Origin of the sequence: Nocardioides sp., assembly GCF_016462705.1 — a bacterium.
In the GTDB taxonomy this organism is placed as follows: domain Bacteria; phylum Actinomycetota; class Actinomycetes; order Propionibacteriales; family Nocardioidaceae; genus Nocardioides.
Genome location: NZ_JAEMSS010000071.1, coordinates 1 through 21,121, shown reverse-complemented (window position 1 = coordinate 21,121; position 21,121 = coordinate 1). Strand labels below are relative to the sequence as shown.

Annotated in this window: 20 protein-coding genes and 1 pseudogene; 8 read left to right on the top strand and 13 right to left on the bottom strand. The window is 71.7% G+C overall.

What is annotated here, in order from left to right; genetic code table 11:
* Positions 1–431: pseudogene (locus JHD21_RS10960) on the bottom strand (iron-containing redox enzyme family protein); the annotation flags it as partial.
* 300 nt (positions 432–731) lie between these two features.
* Positions 732–3,032, bottom strand: a complete 2,301-nt coding sequence (locus tag JHD21_RS10955; protein ID WP_292674762.1) for a catalase — start codon at positions 3,030–3,032, stop codon at positions 732–734.
* 79 nt (positions 3,033–3,111) lie between these two features.
* On the opposite strand from JHD21_RS10955, the gene JHD21_RS10950 reads away from it, so the two are divergent.
* Entirely contained in the window at positions 3,112–3,804 is a 693-nt protein-coding gene (locus JHD21_RS10950; protein ID WP_292674760.1) for a hypothetical protein, read from the top strand.
* A gap of 37 nt (positions 3,805–3,841) precedes the next feature.
* Complete coding sequence (locus JHD21_RS10945) at positions 3,842–4,792, top strand: TIGR03557 family F420-dependent LLM class oxidoreductase (protein ID WP_292674758.1); 951 nt, start codon at positions 3,842–3,844, stop codon at positions 4,790–4,792.
* 22 nt (positions 4,793–4,814) lie between these two features.
* Here JHD21_RS10945 and JHD21_RS10940 read toward each other — a convergent pair whose 3' ends face one another.
* Positions 4,815–5,039, bottom strand: coding sequence for a hypothetical protein (locus JHD21_RS10940; RefSeq protein WP_292674755.1), 225 nt, complete (start codon positions 5,037–5,039; stop codon positions 4,815–4,817).
* 80 nt (positions 5,040–5,119) lie between these two features.
* Here JHD21_RS10940 and JHD21_RS10935 point away from each other — a divergent pair, with 80 nt between their 5' ends.
* The 4 genes from JHD21_RS10935 to JHD21_RS10920 all read left to right on the top strand — a co-directional run bounded on the left by JHD21_RS10935 (position 5,120) and on the right by JHD21_RS10920 (position 8,668).
* The gene (locus JHD21_RS10935; protein WP_292674752.1) at positions 5,120–5,446 is read left to right on the top strand and encodes a lipopolysaccharide assembly protein LapA domain-containing protein; all 327 of its coding nucleotides are present in this window, start codon (positions 5,120–5,122) and stop codon (positions 5,444–5,446) included.
* A 25-nt stretch (positions 5,447–5,471) separates the two neighbouring features.
* Positions 5,472–6,203 carry a DUF72 domain-containing protein gene (locus JHD21_RS10930; protein ID WP_292674749.1) on the top strand — a complete coding sequence of 244 codons (732 nt, stop codon included), beginning with the start codon at positions 5,472–5,474 and terminating at the stop codon, positions 6,201–6,203.
* A gap of 64 nt (positions 6,204–6,267) precedes the next feature.
* On the top strand, positions 6,268–7,515 hold the full coding sequence (locus tag JHD21_RS10925) for a sugar phosphate nucleotidyltransferase (protein ID WP_292674746.1): 1,248 nt from the start codon (positions 6,268–6,270) through the stop codon (positions 7,513–7,515).
* Between the two features lie 19 nt (positions 7,516–7,534).
* The gene (locus JHD21_RS10920; RefSeq protein ID WP_292674743.1) at positions 7,535–8,668 is read left to right on the top strand and encodes a glutamate--cysteine ligase; all 1,134 of its coding nucleotides are present in this window, start codon (positions 7,535–7,537) and stop codon (positions 8,666–8,668) included.
* Positions 8,669–8,738: 70 nt separating this feature from the next.
* Here JHD21_RS10920 and JHD21_RS10915 read toward each other — a convergent pair whose 3' ends face one another.
* The 5 genes from JHD21_RS10915 to adhP form a co-directional block, all read right to left on the bottom strand.
* Positions 8,739–10,586 carry a bifunctional metallophosphatase/5'-nucleotidase gene (locus JHD21_RS10915; protein ID WP_292674740.1) on the bottom strand — a complete coding sequence of 616 codons (1,848 nt, stop codon included), beginning with the start codon at positions 10,584–10,586 and terminating at the stop codon, positions 8,739–8,741.
* Between the two features lie 94 nt (positions 10,587–10,680).
* On the bottom strand, positions 10,681–11,208 hold the full coding sequence (locus tag JHD21_RS10910) for a dual specificity protein phosphatase (RefSeq protein WP_292674737.1): 528 nt from the start codon (positions 11,206–11,208) through the stop codon (positions 10,681–10,683).
* A 61-nt stretch (positions 11,209–11,269) separates the two neighbouring features.
* Positions 11,270–12,034: an ATP-binding cassette domain-containing protein gene (locus JHD21_RS10905; RefSeq protein WP_292674734.1), complete on the bottom strand. Its 765-nt coding sequence runs from the start codon at positions 12,032–12,034 to the stop codon at positions 11,270–11,272.
* Between the two features lie 122 nt (positions 12,035–12,156).
* Positions 12,157–12,753: a hypothetical protein gene (locus tag JHD21_RS10900; protein ID WP_292674731.1), complete on the bottom strand. Its 597-nt coding sequence runs from the start codon at positions 12,751–12,753 to the stop codon at positions 12,157–12,159.
* A 141-nt stretch (positions 12,754–12,894) separates the two neighbouring features.
* Positions 12,895–13,911 (bottom strand): alcohol dehydrogenase AdhP, encoded by a 1,017-nt coding sequence (adhP, locus tag JHD21_RS10895; RefSeq protein ID WP_292674728.1) that lies wholly within the window; start codon positions 13,909–13,911, stop codon positions 12,895–12,897.
* A gap of 459 nt (positions 13,912–14,370) precedes the next feature.
* Between adhP and JHD21_RS10890 the strand changes: the two genes are divergently transcribed.
* Together JHD21_RS10890 and JHD21_RS10885 are read left to right on the top strand one after the other, a co-directional pair.
* The gene (locus JHD21_RS10890; RefSeq protein ID WP_292674725.1) at positions 14,371–15,147 is read left to right on the top strand and encodes an acyltransferase family protein; all 777 of its coding nucleotides are present in this window, start codon (positions 14,371–14,373) and stop codon (positions 15,145–15,147) included.
* Complete coding sequence (locus tag JHD21_RS10885) at positions 15,135–15,701, top strand: hypothetical protein (protein WP_292674723.1); 567 nt, start codon at positions 15,135–15,137, stop codon at positions 15,699–15,701. The genes JHD21_RS10890 and JHD21_RS10885 overlap by 13 nt, the downstream gene beginning before the upstream one ends.
* Position 15,702: 1 nt before the next feature.
* Here JHD21_RS10885 and JHD21_RS10880 read toward each other — a convergent pair whose 3' ends face one another.
* Genes JHD21_RS10880 through gap form a run of 5 tightly spaced genes read right to left on the bottom strand, consistent with a single transcriptional unit; the run spans position 15,703 to position 21,121 of the window.
* Positions 15,703–17,331: an NAD(P)-binding protein gene (locus tag JHD21_RS10880; RefSeq protein ID WP_292674720.1), complete on the bottom strand. Its 1,629-nt coding sequence runs from the start codon at positions 17,329–17,331 to the stop codon at positions 15,703–15,705.
* A complete protein-coding gene (locus tag JHD21_RS10875) occupies positions 17,328–18,374 on the bottom strand; it encodes a thiamine pyrophosphate-dependent enzyme (RefSeq protein ID WP_292674718.1) in 1,047 nt (348 codons plus the stop codon). The genes JHD21_RS10880 and JHD21_RS10875 overlap by 4 nt, the downstream gene beginning before the upstream one ends.
* A complete protein-coding gene (locus JHD21_RS10870; RefSeq protein WP_292674715.1) occupies positions 18,371–19,579 on the bottom strand; it encodes a transketolase C-terminal domain-containing protein in 1,209 nt (402 codons plus the stop codon). Before JHD21_RS10870 ends, JHD21_RS10875 begins: the two co-directional genes overlap by 4 nt.
* Positions 19,563–20,159, bottom strand: a complete 597-nt coding sequence (locus tag JHD21_RS10865; RefSeq protein ID WP_292674712.1) for a 2-oxoacid:acceptor oxidoreductase family protein — start codon at positions 20,157–20,159, stop codon at positions 19,563–19,565. Before JHD21_RS10865 ends, JHD21_RS10870 begins: the two co-directional genes overlap by 17 nt.
* Complete coding sequence (gene gap, locus JHD21_RS10860) at positions 20,156–21,121, bottom strand: type I glyceraldehyde-3-phosphate dehydrogenase (RefSeq protein ID WP_292674710.1); 966 nt, start codon at positions 21,119–21,121, stop codon at positions 20,156–20,158. The genes JHD21_RS10865 and gap overlap by 4 nt, the downstream gene beginning before the upstream one ends.

Genomic DNA, 21,121 nt, shown 5'->3' with positions numbered 1-21,121 from the left:
GTGGTGGGGTCGGCCTCCTTCAGGTGGTAGACCGACCGGATCCGGAGCAGGTCGAGGACCTGCTCGCGAGTGGCCTCGGACTGCACGAACCTCGCGAGCGACGGACCGTCCTGGTCCGCGACCCAGTCGAAGAAGCCGGTGGCCAGGTCGACGCCCTCGGGCACGCCGGGCCAGCGTCCGCGGAGGTCCGCCTCGAGCGTCTGCTCCAGGCGGCGACGTACGCGCAGCAGCTCCGGTTCGAGCTCCGCCCGGTCGTCGACCTCCTCGAACCCGCCGTAGGAGAGCTCGTGCAGCACCCAGAGGGTGATCGCGGCGTCATCCGGGGACTCCGGAGCGAGGTCGATCAGGGGGACCTCGCGGGTCGGTACGTCGACGAGGGCGCTCAGGACCGCCACGCTGAGCGCACCGCGGGGCTTGGGGAGGGTGGTCACGTACCTGCGGTACCCGAACGGCCGCTCGAGGCGCGCCGACCGGGGCAGTTCCACCCATCGGGGTGGCGAGTCTCCTCGCCACCCCGGCAGGTCGCCGGACCAGGTGTCAGACCCGGCCCCGGCCCCTGACGTAGTTGAGGATGAAGATCGCCAGCACGACGATCGCCAGGATGACCAGAATGGTCCAGAGCATGATGAGTCTCCCTCCACGGAGGTGTGACGGCGTCGGATCGACGTCACCACCTGTCCGCAGGGGGCAGTACCCAGTCCTGTCCCCGATCAGGCTGCGACACCCCAGGGTCAGGCGACCGACGAGGGGAACCGGGCCCAGACGCGGTGTGCCGCCATCAGGGTCTGCACCTCGGCGAGCACAGCCGCCGGGTCGTCCCCTGTCACGACACCGACCGCGCCGGTGACCCGCGCGGCGTCCAGGGCCCGGACACCCTCGCCCCAGGCACCGATGACCTTGGCGTGCCGGTAGCACTCCTCGACCATCATCAGGACGCGCGGGTCGATGGCCGCACCCTCGTCCGCCCCCGCCTTCTCGTCCCGGGCCGGCAGGGCGTCGGGGGCGGGGACCGGGGCCCCGCCGACCAGCAGGACGTCGTACTCGACCGAGCGCCCGGTGGCGAACGTGCGCTGGACCGGCATGCCGTCGACCGAGCCGCCGTGCGGGGCGATGAGCAGCGGCACCATCCCGGCGGCGTCGATGGCGGCCCGCAGGCTCCCGACACCGCTGAGGTCGCCGTCCGGGTCGACCACGATGCCGACCATCCGGCCGTCCGGCGGGTACTCCCCGAGCACCTGGGACAGCGCGGGACTGGGGTCGGGGTCCTCGAGGGCGATCGTCGGGTCGGGAGCGGGAAGGCCGAGGCCGGTGGCGACCTCGGCGCAGAGCACCGGGTCGATGTTGGCGAGGGCGAGCAGCTGGCGCTCCTTGACCGCCTGCTCGTAGCACTTGCCGAGCTCGAAGGTGTAGGCCCGGATGATGTGCTCCTTCTCGACCGGGCTCATGCTCAGCCAGAACTGGCGGGCCTGGCTCCAGTGGTCGTCGTACGTCGCCGGGTTGGCCCGCACCTTGGTCGCCTCGGCGACCTGGACCGGGGTGTCGACGAACGGCCGGTCCCCGGTGCCGGCGAAGAACGGGCAGCCGCCGTCGAGGGAGTTCGGCTTGTACGGCGCGACCCCGCCGTGCACCGCGTGCTGGTGGAAGCCGTCGCGCAGCATGTCGTTGACGGGTGCGTGCGGGCGGTTGATGGGGATCTGGTTGAAGTTCGGCCCGCCCAGCCGGGAGAGCTGCGTGTCGACGTAGGAGAACAGCCGGGCCTGGAGCAGGGGGTCGTCGGTCACGTCGATCCCCGGCACGAGGTGCCCGACGTGGAAGGCGACCTGCTCGGTCTCGGCGAAGAAGTTCGTCGGGTTGGCGTTGAGCGTGAGCCGTCCGATCGGCTGCACCTCGGCGAGCTCCTCGGGCACCAGCTTGGTCGGGTCGAGCAGGTCGATCCCCGCGAACAGCTGGTCCTCGGTGTCCTCGAAGACCTGGATGCCGAGCGCCCACTGCGGGAACGCGCCCGCCTCGATGGCGTCGTACAGGTCGCGGCGGTGGAAGTCCGGGTCGAGGCCGGCGAGCATCTGCGCCTCCTCCCACGTCAGGGAGTGGACGCCGAGCACCGGCTTCCAGTGGAACTTGACCAGCGACGTCCGGCCGTCGGCGTTGGTGCAGCGGAAGGTGTGCACACCGAAGCCCTCCATCATCCGGTAGGAGCGCGGGATGCCCCGGTCGGACATGTTCCAGATCGTGTGGTGCTGGGCCTCGGTGTGCAGGGACACGAAGTCCCAGAAGGTGTCGTGGGCGCTCTGCGCCTGGGGGATCTCCCGGTCCGGGTGCGGCTTCCCGGCGTGGATCACGTCGGGGAACTTGATGCCGTCCTGGATGAAGAAGACCGGGATGTTGTTGCCCACCAGGTCGAAGGTGCCCTCGTCGGTGTAGAACTTCGTCGCGAAGCCGCGGGTGTCGCGGACGGTGTCGGCGGAGCCGCGCGAGCCCAGCACCGTGGAGAAGCGCACGAAGACCGGGGTCTCCTTCCCCTTGGCCAGGAAGCCGGCCGCCGTGACCGCGTCCGCGGTGCCGTACCCCTCGAACACGCCGTGCGCGCCGGCCCCACGGGCGTGCACCACGCGCTCCGGGATGCGTTCGTGGTCGAAGTGCGTGATCTTCTCGCGGAGGTGGTGGTCCTGCAGGAGCGTCGGGCCCCGCGGACCGGCCTTCAGCGAGTGGTCGCTGTCCCGGAGCCGCGCCCCGGTCGAGGTCGTGAGGAAGGCGCCCTGCTGGGCGGCGGCGGTCGGGTCTGCCCCGAGGTCCGTGCCCGTCGCGGTCCGGCTGTCCGGCGTGCCCTGGTCAGCCTTGGGCGGCAGCGGGGCGTGCGGCTCGGTGGGCTCGTCCAAGGGCGCCGGCGCGCTCCCCGGCGCGCCCGGGATGGTCGGCTCCAGCAGCTTCGCTGCGGTCCTCGCCACCTTCTTGGCGGTCTTCTGGGCGGTCTTCTTCGCGGTCTTCTTGGCGGTCTTCTGGGCGGTCTTCTTCGCTGTGCTCTTGGCGGCCATGTCACTCCAGGGTCGAGGGGAACCGCTCGGTACCCGTGGGTCTGGTCACCGCTCTCACCCTCAGGGGTACCGCTCCCCCATGACCCACCTCGACTCACTGGCGAACTCACTGGCCAACTCACTGGCCGACTCACTGGGCCGCGCCGCATCGGCCGGCGGCGGCGCCGTCCTAGGCAGCGCCTTCCGCACCGTCGGCGCCGTGCGCCCGGCCCGCAAGCCGCTGCATCCCCGCGGGCGGGTCGTCGGCGGCCGGCTCCGGCGGCACGGCTCGGCCCCGGAGACGGGCGTCGCGTTCCTCGACGAGCCCGGAGACGAGCCGGTCCTGGTGCGTGAGTCCCGGTCGGTGGGCCTGCCCGGCCCGCTGCCCGACATCCAGGGGCTGGCGGTCCGGGTCAGCAACCCCGACGGCTCCCCCGGCGACCTGCTCCTCGCCTCGACCGGATGGGGGCCGTGGAACCGGTTCGTCCTGACCCCGAGCTCCACGACGTACGGCCGGCCGATGACCACGCTGTTCCCCTACCGCAGCCCCCGGGGACCGCTCCTGCTCGGCGCGCGCTCCGACACCCCGGGTCTGGTCGAGCTGGCCGTCGCCCTGGGCCGAGGGCCCTGGCGCACGTTCGCCGAGCTCACCGTCTCCGACCAGGACGCCGGCGACCCCACGGTGTCGTTCGACCCGGTGCTCCACCAGGTGGCCGGTCTCGAGCAGTACCCGGCGGTCGTCCGGCTCCGCGAGCCGGCGTACCGGTCCGCTCGTCGGTCCCGCGGCGCCTAGGTGTTGCTCGCCGACTGCCGTCGGGTACCAGTCCGCCATGCGTTTCGGCTACTTCCTGTCCAGCGAGGAGTACTCGCCCGCCGAGATCGTCGAGCAGGCGGTCGCCGCCGAGCGGGCGGGCTTCGACGCGCTGTGGATCAGCGACCACTACCACCCGTGGAACGACGAGCAGGGCCACAGCCCGTTCGTGTGGGGCCTCATCGGGGCGATCTCCCAGGCCTGCTCGCTACCGGTCACCACCGCGGTCACCTGTCCCACCGTGCGGATCCACCCGGCGGTCATCGCGCAGGCCGCGGCGACCGCCGCCGTCCAGCTCGAGGGCAGGTTCGTGCTGGGCGTCGGCAGCGGTGAGGCGCTCAACGAGCACATCCTCGGCGGGCCCTGGCCGTCGGCGGACGTCAGGCTGGAGATGCTGGAGGAGGCGGTGGACCTCATCCGCGAGCTCTGGAGCGGCGAGGTGGTCACCCGCCAGGGCAAGCACTACAAGACCGACACCGCCCGCCTCTACACGCTGCCCGACCAACCGCCCCCGATCTACGTCTCGGCGTTCGGGCCCAAGGCTCTGAAGGTCGCCGCCCGCATCGGCGACGGGTTCATCAACACCCAGGACGACGCCGACGCCGTCGCCTCGTTCAAGGAGAAGTCCGGCGGCAAGCCGGCTCAGGGCGGCGTGAAGGTCTCCTGGGCCGAGACCGAGGACGAGGGCGTGGACATCGCGCACCGGCTCTGGGCCAACGCCGGGCTCCCGGGTGAGCTGGCGCAGGTGCTCCCCAGCCCGCAGCACTTCGAGCAGGCGTCCCAGCTGGTGACCAAGGAGTCGACCGCGGACAGCATCGTGGCCGGGAGTGATGTCGACCGGCACGTGCGGCAGCTCCAGGACTACGTCGACGCCGGCTACGACGAGGTCTACGTCGCCAACATGGGCCCGCACTACGTGGCGATGATCGAGGCCTACGGCCGCGACGTGCTGCCGAGGCTGCGCGACTGAGGCCTGCGGTCAGGGCGTCCCGTCAGCCCTTCTTGGCGGCGGCCTTGCCGCCCTTGCGGCCCGCCTTCTTCTTCTGGGCGGTGGTGCCGCCCTGGCTGCTGTCACCGCCCTTGCCGCTCTGCTTGCCGCCCTTCTTGGACGCGTCCGTGGTGTTGGCGATCTTCGCGGCACGCTCCTTGGACATCCCCTTGTCCTTGAGGGCCTCGTACTGCTTCTCGTTCTTCACGTTCGCTGACTTGCTCGGCATGGCATGACCTCCGATCGGACGGGTCCGGCTAGGTCTGATCGGTACCCTCTGCCCGGCCGGGGTATGGGTACCTTCCAGCCATGACGACAGACGACGCCGGACCCGACCGTGAACGGGTGCTGCGCGAGGAGCCGGACCGGCGTTCGCACCAGGACCCGCTGCGCGGGTCCCGCACGAGCGGCTTCTGGGCCGCCACGGTCAGCCTCGGGGTCGTGCTGGTGCTGCTGATCGTCTTCATCGCCCAGAACACCCGCACCACCACGGTGTCGTTCCTCGCCTGGGACGGACAGGTGTCCGTGGCCGTCGCACTGCTGATCGCCGCCGTGGCCGGACTGTTCCTCGCGGGACTGTCCGGGATGCTGCGCATCCTGCAGCTGCGCCGCCGCGTGAAGCGCGAGGCGCGCTGAGCCGCGGGCCGGGTACCTGCCACAGGTGGCGAGAGCGTGGATCGGCTGCTCGGGGTGGAGCTACGACCACTGGGTCGGGGTGCTCTACCCGGAGGGTCTGCCCAAGGCCCGCTGGCGGGACCGGTACGCCGAGACGTTCGACTGCGTCGAGCTCAACGCGAGCTACTACCGGTGGCCCGGCACCAGGCGGTTCGAGCGCTGGGGTGAGGTGCTGCCGGACGGCTTCCGGATGGCCGTCAAGTCGTCCCGGTGGATCACCCATGCCCGGCGTCTGAAGGATCCCGAGAACGCGTGGGCGGTGCGGTTGCACGAGGCCTGGCGCGCGCTGGGCGCGCATGCCGGCCCGGTGCTGCTCCAGCTGCACCCCGACCACGAGCGAGACGACGAACGTCTCGCCGACTTCCTGCGACGCCTGCCCCCCGAGCTGCCGGTGGCGGTGGAGATGCGGCATCCGAGCTGGCACGTCGAGGACGTCTACGCACTGCTCGAGCGGCACGGTGCTGCGTACGTCGTGATGAGCGGCGCCCGGCTCCCCTGCGTCCTGCGTGCCACGGCGCCGTTCGTCTACGTGCGGCTGCACGGCCCGAGCCACCAGCATCTCTACGCCGGGTCGTACTCGGAGGGCGACCTGCGCTGGTGGTCGGACCGGATCCGTGAGTGGCTGGACGACGACCGTGACGTCTGGGCGTTCTTCAACAACGACGGCGCCGGGCACGCGGTGCGCAACGCGGAACGGCTGCGGCTGCTGCTCGGCTGAAGACACCCAAGAGCCGGCCCGGGCCGTCTCGTCCACGCTCGCGTCCTCCGGGTACTGGCCGTGGATGGACCGACGACGAGTGCTCGCGCTCATCCAGGCCGGTGGGGTGGGCGGGCGCCTCGACGTGCTGACCCGGGAGCGCGCCAAGCCCGCCCTGCCGTTCGCGGGCGTGCACCAGCTGGTGGACTTCCCGCTCTCCAACCTGACGCACTCCGGGATCAGCGACGTGTGGCTGTCACTGCAGTTCCAGGGCGCGACGCTGCAGGAGGAGGTCGCCAACGGGCGGCCGTGGGACCTCGACCGCAACCTGGGCGGGCTCCGGATCCTGCTGCCCCACGAGGGCACGGGCGGCATGGACGAGGAGGGGTTCGCCCGTGGCAACGCCGACGAGCTCTTCCGGTTCCGCGACCAGCTCGCCGAGTTCGACCCGGACCTCGTCCTGGTGATGAGCGCCGACCACGTCTACCGCCTCGACTACCGCGACGTCCTCGACGCGCACCGGGACAACGCGGCCGAGTGCACCCTGGTGACCACGCCGCTGCCTCCCGGCTACGACCCGCGCGACCACGGCGTGGTCGACGTCGACGACGACGGGCGGGTCACCGGCTTCAGCTACAAGCCGGACGACCCCCCGGACGGCGACGCCCGGGTGTCCATCACGGCGGAGGTCATCGTCTACGACCCGCAGGTGCTGCGCGAGGTCCTGGAGGAGCTGCACCGGGAGACGGCCGCCGAGAGCGACGAGGGCGACACCGGGCTCGGGGACTTCGGGGACCTCCTCGTGCCCCGGCTCGTCGAGCGCGGCCGGACGTTCGCCTTCCAGCACGACGGCTACTGGCGCGACCTGGGCCAGCCGCACCACTACCTGCGCGCCCACCACGAGATCCTCACCGACGACGTGGACGTGCTGTCGGTCCCCCACTGGCCGGTCCTGTCCCGGCTCCCGCAACGCACGCCCGCACGGGTGCTCGACGGCGGGGTCGTGGTCGACAGCCTTCTCTCGCCAGGCGCCCGGGTCCGGGGACGCGTCGAGCGCAGCGTGATCGGCCCCGGGGTCGTCGTCGAGGCGGGCGCGCTGGTCGCCGACTCGGTGGTGTTCACCGACGCCGTCATCCGGTCCGGGGCCGAGGTGCACTGGACGGTGCTGGACGCGCGGTCCGTCGTGGACCAGGACGCGCGAGTCAGCCACCCGCAGGTCGATGCCCGGGACGACCCGGACGCGGTCACGATGGTGGGCTGCGACAGCAGGGTCGGTCCGGCGGTCACCCTGGAGGCGGGCGCCCGGCTGGAGCCGGGGAGCGTCGCCGACTGACCATGGGTACCGCTGGCGTGTGGACACCCGCACCGTCGGCGTCGAGGAGGAGCTGCTGGTCGTGGACCCAGGCTCCTCGACCGTCACCTCGCGAGCCCGTGAGGTCCTCCAGGAGCACGGCGAGCGGCAACGAGGTCCGCGTGGGGCAGCCCGCGCACCGGACCAGGAGCTGGACCAGGAGCTGTTCCGGCACCAGCTGGAGATCCGCACGGCGCCCACGACGAGCATCGACGACCTCGTCGAGCAGCTCGTCGCGGCGCGACGCTCCGCCGGGGAGGCAGCGGCCGCCCGTGGACTCGGCGTGGCCGCGTCCGGCACGGTCCCCGTCGGGGTCGACGAACCCCGGGTGACCCCCGACCAGCGCTACCGGGACATGGTCGAGACCTTCGGCGACGTGGCGCTGCTCGGGACGACGTGCGGCATGCACGTCCACGTGGCGGTCGGCTCCCCCGAGGAGGGAGTGGGATGCCTCGACCGGATCGCCGCGTGGCTGCCCGTGCTCCTCGCGATGAGCACCAACTCCCCCTTCTCGGCCGGCAAGGACACGGGCTACGCCTCCTGGCGGACCCAGATGTGGTCGGCCTGGCCCAGCGCCGGGCCGACGGAGCGCTTCGGGTCGCTCGTGGGCTACCAGCAGGCGAGCGAACGGATGCTCGCCAGCGGGGCGGCCCGGGACCGAGGGATGCTCTACTGGGACGCGCGCCTGTCAGAGAGCTGGCCGACAGTCGAGGTGCGGGTCCTCGACGTCGTGACGGACCCCGACGACGCCGGGTTGCTGGCGGCCCTGGTGCGTGCGCTGGTCGCGACCGCCGCGGCGCAGTGGACGGCTGACCGTGAGCCGGTGGTGTGGCGATGCGAGGAGCTCCGGGCCGCCCGCTGGCGGGCGGCCCGCTACGGCCTGTCCGGCGACCTGGTGGACCCGACCACCCACGAGCTGCGGCCCGCCCGCGAGGTCGTGACGCAGCTGGTCCAGCTCGTCGCTGAGCAGCTCGAGGTCGCGGACGACCAGCACCGGGTGGCCGACGGTGTCGACCGGGTCCTGGCCGGGTCGGGCGCGAGCAGGCAACGGACTGCCTACGAGCGCACTGGCTCCGTCGAGGGCGTCGTGGCAGACCTGCTCACCCGCACGGCCGCGTCGTGGGAGCGGCGCTGACGCAGACCGCAGACAGGACGAGGGCCACCCGCGAACGCGGATGGCCCTCGTTGCCTGTGTCGAGCTGGTGCTAGGCCTGCTGGTCGATCCGGTCCGTCGCCGTCGGCGCGGTCGGGTCGTTGGCTCCGAGGTAGAGCCTCAGCGAGTCGATGTCCAGCCCGCCGACCAGCTTGTTCGTGCCCGACTTGAAGGTGGCGAAGTTGTCGCCGCCGTCGGAGATGAACACGTTGGCCGCCACCCGGTAGGTCTGACCGTCCACCAGCGGCACCATCGCGGTGAGCGGGTCCCCGTCGGCGTCGACCATGACGTCACCCACCAGGGCGTTGGCCCCGGGCAGCGCCGCCTCGGAGGCGTCCCAGGTGTACTCCAGCCCGGAGACCTGCAGGATCTTGCGCTGGTTGGAGGGCTCGTTGGTGCCGTTCCACTGCTCGTTGAGAACCGCCTTGATCTGAGCACCGGTCAGGTCCATCGAGACGACGTTGTTGCTGAACGGCTGCACAGCGAAGGCGGCACCGTAGGTCACGTCCCCGTTGGCGTTCTCGACCAGGTCGGCGCGGATGCCGCCGGGGTTCATGAACGCGAGGACCGGCTTCTGTCCGTTCCTGATGATGCTCGGGTCGGCCTTCTGGGCGTCGGCGATGAGGTTCCCGAGGGCCGAGTCACCACCGTTGACGTCCGCGGTGCGGGTGATCGAGGAGACACCGTCCAGATGACCGATGACCTGGTCGGCGATCGGCTTGACCAGCGTGTTGTAGAGGCTGATCAGGCTGGTGATCTTCTTCGACTGCGCCTGGCCCTCGCTGTTGCCCACGATGATGTTGTGGGCGTACGCCGCCGGCCGCACGATGTCGCGGGTCTTCGGGTCGATGAGGAAGTGCAGCTTGGTGACGATCCGGCCGAGCGACGAGGCGCTCGTCAGCAGCCGCGGCTTCCCTGCCGGGTCCTTGACCACGCAGTTGTAGGGCTGGTGGGTGTGGCCGCTCACGACCGCGTCGATCTTGGGGCTGAGGTTCTTGGCAATGTCCAGAGCCGCACCGGTCGCGACCGTGCAGTCGTTGTACGCCGTCGCGTCGGTCGGGGTCACGCCCTCGTGCAGCAGCACGATGATCGACTTGACGCCCTTCTTGCGGAGCTTGGGCACCAGCGCGTTGGCGGTCGCGACCTCGTCGGCGAACTCGATCTCGGCGATGCCGGCCTGGGCGACGATGGTGTCGGTGTCCTCGAGGGTCATCCCGATGAAGGCGACCTTCTGGCCCTTGACCTTGACGATCTTCGTCGCGGGGAAGACCGACCGCTTCCGGTTGGGGTCCTTCCACTTGACGTTGGCGCCGAGGTACTTGAACTTGGCGCCCTCGAAGGTCTTGCCTCCGGGGCACGAGTCCTGGCCGTTGGCGCCGGTGCCGTCGGCGAGGCAGCCGCCGTTCTGCATCCGCTTCAGCTCGCGCCAGCCCTCGTCGAACTCGTGGTTGCCGACGGAGGCGATGTCGAGGCCCATCATGTTCATGGCCTCGATGGTGGGCTCGTCGTGGAACGCCGCGGAGAGCAGCGGCGACGCTCCGATCAGGTCACCGGCGGCCACGGTGACCGTCTTGGCGCCCGCCGCCCGCGACTTCTTGCGCTCCTGCTTGAGCAGCGACGCCAGGAAGGCGCCACCACCGGCCGGCGTGTTGTTGATCCTGCCGCTGGAGCTGGTCGGTGGGACCACCTCGAGCTGGCCGTGGAAGTCGTTGATCGCGAGCACGTCGAGCTTGACGTAGTCCTTCTTCTTGCTCTTGGCGAGCGAGGCGTAGGCCTTCTGGCCGTCCGCTCCGGATCGGTATTCAGGCGCGGTCGAGCTCGCGGTGGCGGCGAGCCCGATGAGGGCGACCGCCGATGCGGTAGCTGCCGCGACGACGCGGCGTGGAGTGGTGAGGGACAAGACGAGACCTCCAGAACGGGAACGGGCTGCCAGCATGCTTACACGGGCGGATGTGACCTGGGCGACAGGGTCCCGATCCGCCGGGTCGGCACGGTCAGGCCCGGGCCAGCGACCGCAGGTGGGCCACGAACCCGGGGTTGGTCAGCGCCCACGGACCGCGGGCCCGGCGCACCAGCGCGATGGCGTCATCGGGAGCGTGGCCCAGCCGCACCAGAGACGCGGCCACCACCAGGCCGGAGCGGTTGAGTCCCCCTGAGCAGCGCACCAGGACCCGGCGGCCGGCCTCCACGGCCTCGGCGGTGACCCGGGCGAGCTCGTCGACCCGGGCGGCGATGCCCGCGTCCACCCCGGCGTCCGCCATCCGGGCCACGTGGTGCTCGACGCCCGCGTCCGGCCCGTAGCCCTCGCGGGTCGTCATGCTCACGACCAGGTCGAACTCGTCGGTGACGACGCAGGCCGTCCGCGACTGGGACCGCACGTCATGGCCTCCCTGGAAGAGCCCCGGGACGACCTCGTTCCACGGCTCGACGCACAGCGGGACAGAGGTCGCCCGGCCGCTCCCCCGGCAGGCCGGGCAGTCGGGGAGGTCGGCCGGTTCGGCGTAGCAGACGTGGCAGAGCACGGCCCAGTATCCCGATCCGTGTCCCGGGTCAGCGTCCGGGGCCAGGGAGCGAGCGCGGTCCTCAGGTCACGGCGATCGCGTCGACCGACCGGGTCGAGGAGCCACCCGTCATCAGGTCCACGACCGTGCGGTGGTCGAGCTCCCCGGCCGGGCGGACCGCCGCCAGCCGGCCCAGGTGCAGGACCGCGATCCGGTCGGCCACGCGGAACACGTCGTTCATGTTGTGCGAGATCACGATCACGGCGACACCGCGGTCGGCCAGCCTGCGGATCAGCTGGAGGACGATCTCGGTCTGGGCGACGCCGAGCGCCGCGGTCGGTTCGTCCATGATCACCAGCCGGGAGTTCCAGAGCACGGACTTGGCGATCGCCACCGACTGGCGCTGGCCGCCCGAGAGCGAGCGGACCGGCTGGCGGATCGACCGCACGGTGGTGACCGCCAGCGAGCGCAGGGTCCGGCGGGCCGCCCCTTCCATGCTCGCCTCGTCGAGGAGCCGGCGGCGGGTGCGCTCCCGGCCGAGGAACATGTTCTGGACGATGTCGAGGTTGTCGCACAGGGCCAGGTCCTGGTAGACGATCTCGATCCCGAGCGCGGAGGCGTCCCGGGGGTTGTTCAGCTCGACCGGTCGCCCCTCCCACAGGATCTGCCCCGCGTCGGGGCGGTGGATGCCGGCCACGCACTTGACCAGGACCGACTTGCCGGCACCGTTGTCGCCGGCCAGCGCCGTGACCTGGCCCTCGGGGACGTCCAACGAGACGTCGGTGAGGACCTGTACCGCGCCGAAGCGCTTGTCGATGTGCTCGAGGCGGAGCAGCGGGACGGACATCGCGCACCTCATCTCTGATACACCCACGCTGGCACGCGCGGCGGCGGCCCGGCAGGGTCGAACTGCCCGAAACACAGATCTCCCGAGACCCCTTGCGGGATCCCGGGAGACTGTTGTCGCACTCAGGCCTTCTGGAGAACCTGCTGCGGCGCGGGCCGCTCGGCTGACTGCCCGGCCTTGCGGGCGTGCCAGAAGCCGAGTGCGACAAGCACCAGCAGGACGGCGCCGGCTCCGAAGGAGACGATGGCGGCGATCCCGGCGATGGTGCCGATCGTGGCGAACGCGTAGCCGTAGAGGAGCAGGCCACGCAGGGTGTTGCCCATGAACAGCGACTGGCGGAGCTGACCCAGGGCCTGGCCCTCGGCGCTCGCCTTCTCCTCGTCGGACAGCTGGATGAACTCCCCGCTGACCTCCTCGTAGGTGCGGCCGTCGCTGGACGCGTTCATGTGGACCAGGATGTAGTGGTCGGCGAAGGCCTTGGCCTCGGGGCCGGTGTCGAGCCGGCTGCCGGCGTACTCCTCGAGAGCCTCGCGGTCTGCGTCGGGCAGATCGGCGATGGCCTCCTCGGTGGGCATGGTGATGTCCTGCATGACGAGCTGGTCGTTGACCTGGTCGCCGATGAACGTGGTGGCCCAGGTCAAGAGACCTCCGGCCGCGAGGAGGAACACGGCGAGCGCCAGTCCCGTCCACGAGAGCAGCTTGTCGAATGCCGAGCGCATGATGACTCCTTCTGGTGGCGGAGACCGTGTGCCTCCGCGTTGGTACAAACGCTAGGAGCGGCGAGAGGCCCGCCGAGAGAGTCGGAGGACCGGGCCTCGGAGGCCCTAGGTCCCGACCTTCGGCGGACCTCTGTCACGCACTCAGAACTGGAAGACCAGCCTGGCCGGCGTCTTGCCCGAGAGCACCTCGTCGATGGCCTCGTTGACCTCGTCGAGCTTGCGGGTCTGCGAGACGACCCGGGTGCGGCCGAGAGCGTGCAGTGCGAAGACCTCGGCCAGGTCCTCGCGGGTGCCGACGATCGAGCCGATCACCGAGATCCCCTTGAGGACGGTCGGGAAGATCGGCAGGCTCATCGGGCCCTCCGACTCCGGGGGCAGTCCCACGCAGACCAGGCGCCCGCCGCGACGCAGCGACGCGAAGGCCTGCTCGAAGACCTGGGGGATCACTGCCGTCACCACGGCGACGTCGAGCCCGCCGAGCGCCTCGATGGCCGCCACGGGGTCGGTGGCGCGCGCGTTGACGGTGTGGTCGGCACCCAGCTGGGTGGCCAGCTCGAGCTTCTCGTCCTCGACGTCGACGGCTACGACCTCGCCACCGACGAGCCGGGCGTACTGCACGGCGAGGTGGCCCAGGCCCCCGACGCCGAAGATGCCGACCCGCTCGCTGGGCTCGATGTGCGCGACCTTGATGGCCTTGTAGGTCGTGACGCCGGCGCAGGTCAGCGGTGCCGCGTCGGTCGGGTCCACCCCCTCCGGGACCGCGACGACGTAGTCGGCGTCGGCGACGGCGTACTCCGCGAAGGCCCCGTCGATGGAGTAGCCGCTGTTCTGCTGCTCCTCGCAGAGCGTCTCCCAGCCGCGCACGCAGGCCCGGCAGTGGCCGCAGGCGTGGCCGAGCCACGCGATGGCGACCCGGTCGCCGACCTGGCGGTTGGTGACGCCCGACCCGACCTTCTCGACGATGCCGACGCCCTCGTGACCGGGGACGAACGGCGGGGCGGGCTTCACCGGCCAGTCGCCGTGGGCCGCGTGGATGTCGGTGTGACAGAGGCCGCAGGCCTCCATCCGCACCAGCACCTGGCCGGGGCCGGGCTCGGGAACGGCGCGCTCCTGGATCTCGAGGGGCGCGGTGAAGTCGGTGACGACGGCTGCTCTCATTGCGGGGGCCTCCTCAGGCCTGGGTCGGATGGTTCCCACCCAGGCTGCTCGGTCCCACGTCCCGGAGGTCAGGGGCAAAGGTCGCTCCGGTGGGAGGACCGAAGACCTCACCTGACGAGCGGCCCCGCGGTGTGGTTGCCGAAGGGGTCGGCGTCACACAGGTCGTAGGTGCGCCCGGGCACCGAGTCGACCCAGCCCACCGACTCCACCCAGACCAAGGGCCCGCCACACCTGAGACAACGGTGCGAGGCGGGCTCCCGGACCCTGTTGACGTACCACTGAGTGGACCTGTTCATCTTGCGGTCATCGCGGGGCACACCCCGCAGGCCGTGCCGACCACGACTTCCCTCATGTCTCCACTGTCCCGCGCGACGCGGTCCGGTACCGGGGGCGAAGGACACCGATCCGGTGGGACCTTGGGCCGTGTCCTGGATCACGGCGGCCGGGCCATCGTCAAGCATGTCCGGACACCGGAGCTCCTCGCTGCGCCTCGACGAGCTCGTGAGGTCGACGCCGACGGGCCGGAGCCGCGCCGTGGACCTGGTACGGGTCCTGGCGCTCGCTGCCGTGGTCCTCGGCCACTGGCTGAAGCAGGGCTGGTACGTCGATGCGGCGGGAGTTCTGCACCGTGCGGGGCTGCTCGGGATCGCGCCCTGGACCCATCCGCTCACGTGGGTCTTCCAGGTCATCCCCGTGTTCTTCGTCGTCGGCGGGTTCGCGAACGCACGCTCCTGGCGCTCTGCGAGCCTTCGGGGGGCGAGCTACGGCGCCTGGCTCGCCGGCCGCACGGAGCGGCTCACCCGCCCCGTGGTGCCGCTGTTGCTGTTCTGGCTCGTCGCGACGCCCCTCGCGCCGGTCGTTGGCCTGGACGGCGAATGGCTGCGCATCGCGTCCGTGACGTCGCTCGTGCCGACCTGGTTCCTGGCGACGTACGTCGTCATCGTGGCCGTCACCCCCCTCACGATGACCGCGTGGGAACGCTGGGGCGTCGGCGCACCACTGGCCGGCCTGGTGGCCGTGTGCCTGGTGGACCTGTGGTCGATCCGCGCGGCCAGCACCGCGGTCGGCGCCGTCAACCTCCTGCTGGTCTTCGGGACCCTGGAGATGGTCGGCTTCGCCTGGTCGGACGGGTGGTTCTCCGACCGACGCCGGGCGGTGGCGTGCTCGGCGTCGGGCCTGGTCGTCACCACCTGCTGGTCTGGCTCGGCCCCTACGGGATGTCGATGGTCGGCGTGAACGGCTACGGGCTCAACAACACCTACCCCACCCGGGCGACCGTGCTCTTCCTCGGCCTGTTCCTGGCCGGTGGCGCCATCGCGGCCGAGCCTTGGCTGTCCCGGCTGGTCGCCGAGCCGCGGCGCTGGCGGGCGACCGTGGCGCTCGAGGGCCGCCTGATGACCATCTACCTGTGGCACCTGACCGCCCTGGGGGTCCTGGGCGCAGCGGTGCTCACCGCCGGAGGTTTCGGGCTCACGGACCACCCGAACACCCGGGACTGGTGGCTGATCCGGCCGCTGTGGCTGGTGGCGCTGGCCGCGACGACCCTGGCCATCGTGCTGCTCGTCGGGAGGTGGGAGGACCCGACCGCTCGCACGGCCGCCTCGGGGACGCGCCCGCTGCTTCCGCTCCTGGAGGTCGCGGTCGCGTGCCTGGGGCTCGGCTACCTGGCCAGCGAAGGCATGGACCACGGCCTCACCAGCTGGAGCGTGGCCGCGGTGACCCTGAGCACCCTGGTGGTCCTCGACCGGCTCCTGTGCCCGCCCCGGCACGGCGCGCCACGGCGGTCCTGACTCACACCTCTTCAGGCACCATGCGGATCGCCCCGGCCGGGCACTCCTCCACGCAGATCCCGCAGCCCTTGCAGTAGTCGAGGTCGATCTCGTACTCCCCTGGAGGGCCGATCTTCAGCACGGCGTTGTCGGGGCACAGCGCGTAGCAGTTGTCGCAGGAGAAGCAGCTGCCGCACGACAGACAGCGGCGGGCCTCGAAGAGAGCGGTGTCCTCGTCGAGCCCGTGCACCACCTCGTCGAAGGTGGAGCTTCGCCGCGCCCGCTCCAGGAGCGGCCGATGGGTCCGGGCGGCATCCTCGAAGTACCAGGTGTTGAGGGCCTCGTACGGCGCCAGGTCAGGGTCGGCCACCGGCGGGGCGGACCGGCCCGCGAGCCAGGCGTCGATGCTCTCCGCGACCCGTCGGCCGTGGCCGATGGCGACGGTCACCGACCGTTCACCTGCCACGACGTCCCCGCCCGCGAAGACACCGGTGACACCGGTCGCGAAGCTGTGGTCGGTCTCCACGGAGCCGTCGATGACCCGGCACCCGCTGTCGGGGCCGAGCAGGGACAGGTCGGTGTCCTGGCCGAGGGCGAGCAGCACGGAGTCGGCCGCGAGCCGCTCGGTGCGGCCGGTCGGCTGCGGGAACCCGTTCTCGTCGAGCTCCATCTGCTCGATGAGGAGGCCGTCGGGCTCGACGCGCTCGATGGTGGACAGCCAGTGGAACTCGACGCCCTCCTGCTCCGCCTGCGCGACCTCGTCCTCGTGCGCCGGCATCCGCTCCCGGGTCCGGCGGTAGACGACGACCGCGTCCGAGGCGCCGAGGCGCTTGGCGGTCCGCGCGGCGTCGAGCGCGGTGTTGCCGCCGCCGTACACGGCCACCCTCCGGCCGAGCAGCGGACGGTCACCGGTCTCGAGACCGTGGAGCATCGAGACGGCGTCCAGGACCTTCGCGGCCGAGGCCGCGGGGAGATAGGTGCGGCGTCCGAGCTGGGCGCCCACGGCGAGGAACACCGCATCCCACCCCTCGGCCCGCGCGGCGTCGAGGTCGGTGACCGGGGAGTCCAGCTCGAGGGTCACTCCGAGGGCCAGCACCCGGTCGACCTCCGCGTCGAGCACCTCCCGGGGCAACCGGTAGCGCGGGATGCCGTAGCGCATCATCCCGCCCGGTGCGGGAGCCGACTCCCGGACGGTGACGGTGTGGCCGCGCCGGGCGAGGTGGTAGGCCGCGGACAGCCCGGCCGGGCCGGAGCCGATGACCAGGACCCGTCGCCCGGTCGCCGGGGTGTGGACCCGGACCGTCCAGCCCTGGTCGAGGGCCCGGTCGCCGAGGAACCGCTCCACGGAGTTGATCCCCACGGCTTCGTCCAGGTTCCCGCGGTTGCACGCCGTCTCGCAGGGGTGGTAGCAGACGCGTCCGGTGATCGCCGGGAACGGGTTCGTCTCCATGATCGATCGCCACGCCGCCTCGTAGCCGGCGCCGCCGCTCTCGGCCAGGTAGAGCCAGGTGCGGACGTCCTCGCCGGCCGGGCAGGCGTTGCCGCACGGCGCCACCAGCGTCTGGTAGACCGGACGCTCGGTCCGCCAGCTGCCGGTCAGGTCCGCGGCGCTGGTCCCGGGGCCCAGGCTCACGGCGTACGGGAGCTTCATGGCGTCTCCTTCTCCAGCGGTGCGGGGTCCTGCGGCCGCCCGTCCGGTGGGTTGTCGGGCTGCTCGGCGAGCAGCCCGAACCGGGCGATGTTGCGATCGGCGCGCTCCTGCAGCGCGGCGACCACGTCCGGCCGGCCGTCGCCACGGAACAGGTGGTCGAAGCGGGTCTGGGGGCGCAGGTAGTCCTCGACGGGCACCTGGGCACGGATGGTCATGGCCGCGGTCACCGCACCCTCGCGGGCCTCGAAGACCGGGAAGAGGCCCGACTGCACGGCGAGCCTGGCCACCCGGATGGTCTCGGCCGACGCGGAGCCCCAGCCGAGGGGGCACGGCACGAGGACATGGATGTAGCGGGCGCCGTGCATGGACATGGCGGTCACCACCTTGGCCTCGAGGTCGTGCAGATCGGCGACCGTGGCGGTGGCGACGTACGGGATCTCGTGCGCCATGGCGATGAGGGGCAGGCTCTTGCCGGTCCCGAACGCGTTGCCCACGGACGTCCCCACCGGACGGGTCGTGGCGGTGCTGGCCGCCGGCGGCGTCGCGCCGGACCGCTGGACACCGGTGTTCATGTAGCCCTGGTTGTCGTAGCAGACGAACAGCACGTCGTCGTTGCGCTCGAACATCCCGGACAGGCAGCCCATGCCGATGTCCACGGTGCCCCCGTCGCCGGCCTGGGCGACGACCCGGATGTCGTCGCGGCCGGTGGCGCGCAGTGCGGCGGAGACGCCCGACGCGACGGCGGCCGCGTTGCCGAACAGGGAGTGGAGCCAGGGGACCTGCCAGGCCGACTCCGGGTAGGGCGTCGAGAACACCTCGAGGCACCCGGTGGCGTTGACGGTGACCATGCGGCCGGAGGAGGCGCGGGACGCCGCGTCGAGGACGACCCGCGCGGCGAGGGCCTCCCCGCAGCCCCGGCAGGCCCGGTGCCCCGAGGTGATGGCGTTGCCGCGCTCGGTGCTCGACTGGACCGCCCGCTGCTCGGGCGCGAGCAGGCGGTTGCCGGCGGCGAAGGTGCCGATCTGGTAGAGCGTGGTCGTCATCGGGCGGCCTCCTCGAGGGCGGCCTCTCGGGCCAGCTCACGGTGCACGGCCTCGCGGTCGAGGTCGGCGAAGTGGAGCGTCTCGTCCGGGACCTGCCCGGCGAGCACGTCGAGCACCAGCTCACGCAGGCCCGCGCGCGTCACGGGCCGCCCGCCGAGCCCCAGCACGACGTCGTGGACGACGGTGGTCCCACCAGGAAGGCTCAGCCTGACGTCCCGGCCCAGGACGCTCCCGGCCCCGACCGCGATCGCCCGGTTGACCACCACCACCCGGGGGACGCCACCCAAGACCGCGCGCACCTCGTCGTAGGGCCACGGTCGGTAGCAGCCGATGCCGAGCAGCCCGACCGCGACTCCCTCGGCGCGCAGGTCGTCGACCACGTCGGTCGCGGAGCCCAGCGTGGAGCCCATGGCCACGAGGACGACCTCGGCGTCGTCGGTCCGGTACGGCCGGACCAGGCCACCGGAGTCCCGGCCGAACGCCGCACGGAACTCCGCCGCCACCTCCGTCACGGTGTCGAGCGCGCGGATCTGCCGGTCGGCCATCAGGTACTTCACCTCGGTGAAGGCACCCGGTCCGACCATCGCACCGATGGTCACCGGGTCGTCCGGGTCGAGCCACTGCCGGGGCTGGAAGGGGGGCAGGAAGGCGTCGACGTCGTCCTGCTCCGGCACGTCGACCTCCTCCATCGCGTGGGTGAGCACGAAACCGTCCATGTTGACCATCACGGGCAACGAGAGACGCTCGGCCAGGGCGAAGGCCTGCACGTGCAGGTCGACCGCCTCCTGGTTGGAGGCGGCGAACAGCTGCACCCAGCCCGCGTCCCGCTGGGAGAGCGCGTCGGAGTGGTCGTTCCAGATGTTGATCGGTGCGCCCAGCGCGCGGTTGGCGACCGTCATGACGATGGGCAGGCTCAACCCGGAGGCGTTCGGCAGAGCCTCGGCCATGAACAGCAGCCCTTGGCTGGCGCTCGCGGTGTAGGCGCGCGCACCGGCCGCGGACGCGCCGATGCACGCCGACATGGCGCCGAACTCGGACTCCACCATGAGGTACTCGCACGACGCGAGCTCGCCGGCGGTGACCAGGTCGGCCAGCGCCTCGACGATGTGGGTCTGGGGCGAGATCGGGTAGGCGGCGACCACCGCGGGACGACATCGAGCCACGGTCTCGGCGACCGCTCGGGATCCTTCAAGCTGTCTCAGCACCGTGTGCCTCCTGGGTGGCGATGACCATGTCGTGGGCGTCCTCGGCCAGACGCAGGTTGGCGGCGACGAGCAGCCGCCCACGCGAGTCGAACCGCTCCGCGATGGCGCGCCGGACGGCGTGGAGACTCACGACGCCGGTGGCGGCCGCGACCGCGCCCAGGAGCGCGGTGTTGGGCATCGCGCGGCCCAGGTGCTCCCTGGCCAGGTCGGTCGCCGGCACGGTCAGGGCGCGTTGTCCGGGTCCCAGGCGCAGACCTGCTGTCTCCAGCTCGGCCACCGACCGGCTCGAGTTGACGATGACCAGCCCGTCCTCGGCCAGACCGAGGAGCACGTCGGCGTCGTGCAGCAGGGTGGGGTCCTGGACGACCACGAGATCGGGGGCGTCGACGGGGTCGTGCGCCCGGATCGGCTGCTCGTCGATGCGGCAGAAGGCCACGACCGGGGCTCCGGTCCGCTCGGAGCCGAAGCTCGGGAGCGCCTGGGCGTGCAGACCCTGGTCGAAGGCGGCGAGGGACAACAGCTCAGCGGCTGTGACCACGCCCTGGCCGCCCCGTCCGTGGATCCGCACGTCGAGGGTCATGCCGAGGCACCCCCGGCAGGGGCGGGGTTGTGCCCCACGAGACGGACCAGCTCGGCGAGCCGGCACACGTAGCCCCACTCGTTGTCGTACCAGCCGAAGACCTTGACGAGCCGGCCGGATGCCTGGGTCAGCGAGGAGTCGAACACGCACGAGGCCGACTCGCCGATGACGTCGACGGAGACGAAGTCCTCGTCCTCGTAGCGCAGCCGTCCCTCGAACGCCTGCGTGTGCGTGGCAGCCTCGAAGGCCGCGTTGACCTCGTCGACGGTGACCTCGCGGTCGAGGAGCACGGCCAGGTCGACCAGAGAGCCGGTGACGACCGGCACGCGCAGGGCGACCCCGTCCAGCCGGCCCTCGAGCTCCGGCATGACCTGGGCGACGGCGCGGGCCGCGCCCGTGGTGGTCGGGATGATGTTGACCGCTGCCGACCGGGCGCGCCGCAGGTCCTTGTGCGGTCCGTCGAGCAGGTTCTGGTCTCCGGTGTACGCGTGCACGGTCGTCATGAAGCCGCGCTCGATGCCGAAGGAGTCCTGCAGGACCTTGACCATGGGCGCGACGCAGTTCGTCGTGCAGGAGGCGTTGGAGACGACGTCGTGATGGGCCGGGTCGTAGTCGCCGTCGTTGATGCCCATGACCACGGTGGCGTCGACGCCCTTGCCGGGAGCCGAGATGACCACCTTGCGGGCGCCGGCCTCGAGGTGCCCTCCGGCGGTCTCCGCGGTGCGGAAGCGACCGGTGCACTCCACGGCGACATCGACCGCCAGCTCGCCCCACGGGAGCTCGGCGGGGGTCGTCGCGCTCGAGCACGGGATCTTGCGACCGCCGATGACCAGGACGTCCTCGCCCGCCTCGATCTCGACGGGGAACCGACCGTAGGTGGAGTCACGGCGCAGCAGGGCGCGCAGGGTCCTGGGGTCCGCGAGGTCGTTGACGCCGACCACCTCGAGGTCCTCGCTCAGCAC